This window comes from Intrasporangium sp., from assembly GCF_032907665.1.
In the GTDB taxonomy this organism is placed as follows: domain Bacteria; phylum Actinomycetota; class Actinomycetes; order Actinomycetales; family Dermatophilaceae; genus Intrasporangium.
This window is the reverse complement of sequence record NZ_JAJJPG010000259.1, coordinates 1-2578: the sequence shown is the minus strand read 5'-3', so window position 1 is coordinate 2578 and position 2578 is coordinate 1. Positions and strand designations below refer to the sequence as shown.

Genomic DNA, 2578 nt, shown 5'->3' with positions numbered 1-2578 from the left:
GGGGAATCCGGCCGTGCAGGCAGGGAGACTGCGCCCGGGCGGAGTTGTCGCGGGGAATCCGGCCGTGCAGGCAGGGAGACTGCGCCCGGGCGGAGTTGTCGCGGGGGATCCGGCCGCCCGGACCTGGCCCAGATGGGGAATCATGGGGCGGCGCGTCGCGTTGGACAGCGTGAACAGCCGTGACGAAAGGCCCTCCTGTGCAAGACCCCACCGAGCTCTTCCAGTTCGAGTCCGATACGTCCCTGTCGCCCGACGACACGCGCGCGTCGGTGCTCGTCCTTGCTCTCGGCGGCTTCGTCGACGCCGGTCACACGCAGCGGCTCCTCACCGAGCACCTCCTCGAGACGCACGAGTCCCGGGTGATCGCGTCCTTCGACGTCGACCAGCTCCTCGACTACCGCGGGCGTCGGCCCGCCATGGTCTTCGACCGCGACCACTGGGAGAGCTACGCCGACCCGAGCCTCCTGCTGCACCGCGTCCTCGACCGCGAGGGCGTCCCCTTCCTCCTTCTCGCCGGCCCGGAGCCCGACTACCAGTGGGCCCGGATGACCGAGGCCGTGCTCATGCTCATCCGCGCCCTCGACGTGGAGCTGACCGTCAACGTCCACGGCATCCCCATGGCCGTCCCGCACACGCGTCCCCTCGGCTTCACCGCCCACGGCACCAACCCGAGGATGCTGTCGGGCAACGAGACCCCCTTCGCCACGGTCCAGGTCCCGGCGAGCTTCTCCTCCCTGCTCGAGCTCCGGCTCGGCGAGGCGGGGCGCGACGCCCTCGGCTTCGCGGTGCACGTGCCGCACTACCTCGGCCAGACCGAGTTCGCCGACGCCGCGCTGCTCGGGCTCCAGCGGATCATCGCGGTGACCGGTCTCGACCTCGACCCGACGGCGCTCGCCAACGCTGCCGGTCGCGATCGCGCCGAGATCGCCCGCCAGATGGAGCAGTCCGACGAGATCACCGCCGTGGTGCGCGCCCTCGAGCAGCAGTACGACACGTTCCTCGAGGGTCGCCGTCACCGCAGCCTGCTCGCCACCGAGCTGTCCGACCTGCCGACTGCTGACGAGATCGGCGCCGAGCTCGAGGCGTTCCTCAAGGACGTCGCCGACGAGCCCGGCGGGTCAGGCGAGTCGGCGTCTGGCGAGGACACCGGTCCCGGCAACCCCGCCTGACCCCGCCTGACCGCTGGCCCTGACCTGACCGCTGACCGGCTGCCCGCTGGCGGTCAGACAGCATCGAGCGCTGCCGCCAACCGCTCTGGGAAGTCGTCCGGGAAGCAGTGCCCCACCCCTGGGACGACGTCGAGCGTGAAGCCGTCCGGCGCCAGCTTCGAGGCGACCTCACCCACGTCGTCCGCCAGGTCGTCGTCCTCTCCGACGACGAGCAACGCCGGCAGCAGCGCCCCGTCCACACCGGGACGGGGCAGGTCGTCTGCGGACACCGCGGGCGCCACCGCGATGACCCCCGCCACCTGCTGCGGATCGCCGGTGAGCGCCCACCGCAGGGCAACTCGGCCACCGGCGGAGAAGCCGGCTGCCACCACGGGCAGGTGGCGCAGCCCCTCGCCCAGGGACCGGTGCGCGTCGGCGATCTCGGCCGCCGCGCGAGTCGCGTCGGGCCAGGTGCGGTAGTTCGGAGACGTCCGTTGCGAGGAGCGCACCGCCAGCACCGCGAAGCCGCGGCTCGTGGCCGGGCGCCAGGCCGCCATCGCGTCGTCGGCGTCCTCCTCGGCTCCGTGCAGCGCGACCACCAGGCCGCGCGGGGGAGCGGCGGGCAGCGCGAGCCGGTCACCACTGCGGTCGAGACTCTCGTTGGCGTGCTCCCACCGTGCGCGGGACGACTCGACGAGCGCTCCGAAGCCCTCGAACTCCGTCAGGCCGGCGAGGTCGTCGTCCTCGACGAGGATCCGCGGGTCCCACCACGAGCCTGCGGCGTGTGCGGCGGCGAGGGCTTCGAGGGCCTCCTGGTGCTCACCGACTGAGCCGTGGAGGCAGGCCCGGAGATGGGCGAGCTCGGCACGCCACGGCTCGAGCCCGGGGAGAGGCTCGTCGAGCAGGGCGAGGGCCTCGTGCTGCCGGTCCGCGGCGTAGAGCCGGAAGATCGTGGCGTTGAGCTCGCGGTACTTCTCGAGGGCGCTGATGGAGTCTCCGGTCATTCCTTGGCCTCGCTCCAGCGCCTGATGATGCTCGTGTCGGCGACGAAGCGCACGTCGTCAGTGCCGGCCCACGTCCGCGCCGCCCGCACGAGGGCGTCCTCCACGGCCCGCCGTGTCTCCTCGGCCCGCTCCTGCGGGACGTGCACGAGCAGCTCGTCGTGGAGGCAGAGCACGATCTGGCCGCCGAGGGGACGCACGGCGTGGCGCACCGTCGCCGCCCACGCCTTGAAGAGCTCGGCCGCCGACCCCTGGATGATCGCGTTGCGCGCGAAGCGTCCCCGGGCGGCGTCAGCCGCTCCATCGGGCCGTATGCCGCTGGGCTCGCTCCCGCCTGCCTCGCTCGCCTCCGTGGTCGCCTCCACGGCGCCGAAGGGGATGAGCCGACCCCCATAGGTGCGCAGCGGACGTCGGGCGACCCCGTCGGCG

At 73.0% G+C, this 2578-nt stretch carries 3 protein-coding genes; 1 reads left to right on the top strand and 2 read right to left on the bottom strand.

Annotated elements, in window-relative coordinates:
- Window positions 1-197 precede the first annotated feature (197 nt).
- Window positions 198-1169: a PAC2 family protein gene (locus LOY02_RS19165; RefSeq protein WP_317183955.1), complete on the top strand. Its 972-nt coding sequence runs from the start codon at window positions 198-200 to the stop codon at window positions 1167-1169.
- Window positions 1170-1222: 53 nt separating this feature from the next.
- Here LOY02_RS19165 and LOY02_RS19160 read toward each other — a convergent pair whose 3' ends face one another.
- On the bottom strand, window positions 1223-2152 hold the full coding sequence (locus LOY02_RS19160) for an alpha/beta hydrolase (protein WP_317183954.1): 930 nt from the start codon (window positions 2150-2152) through the stop codon (window positions 1223-1225).
- On the bottom strand, window positions 2149-2578 hold a 430-nt coding region (locus LOY02_RS19155), incomplete at its 5' end, for a DNA polymerase (protein ID WP_317183953.1). The genes LOY02_RS19155 and LOY02_RS19160, both read right to left, overlap by 4 nt.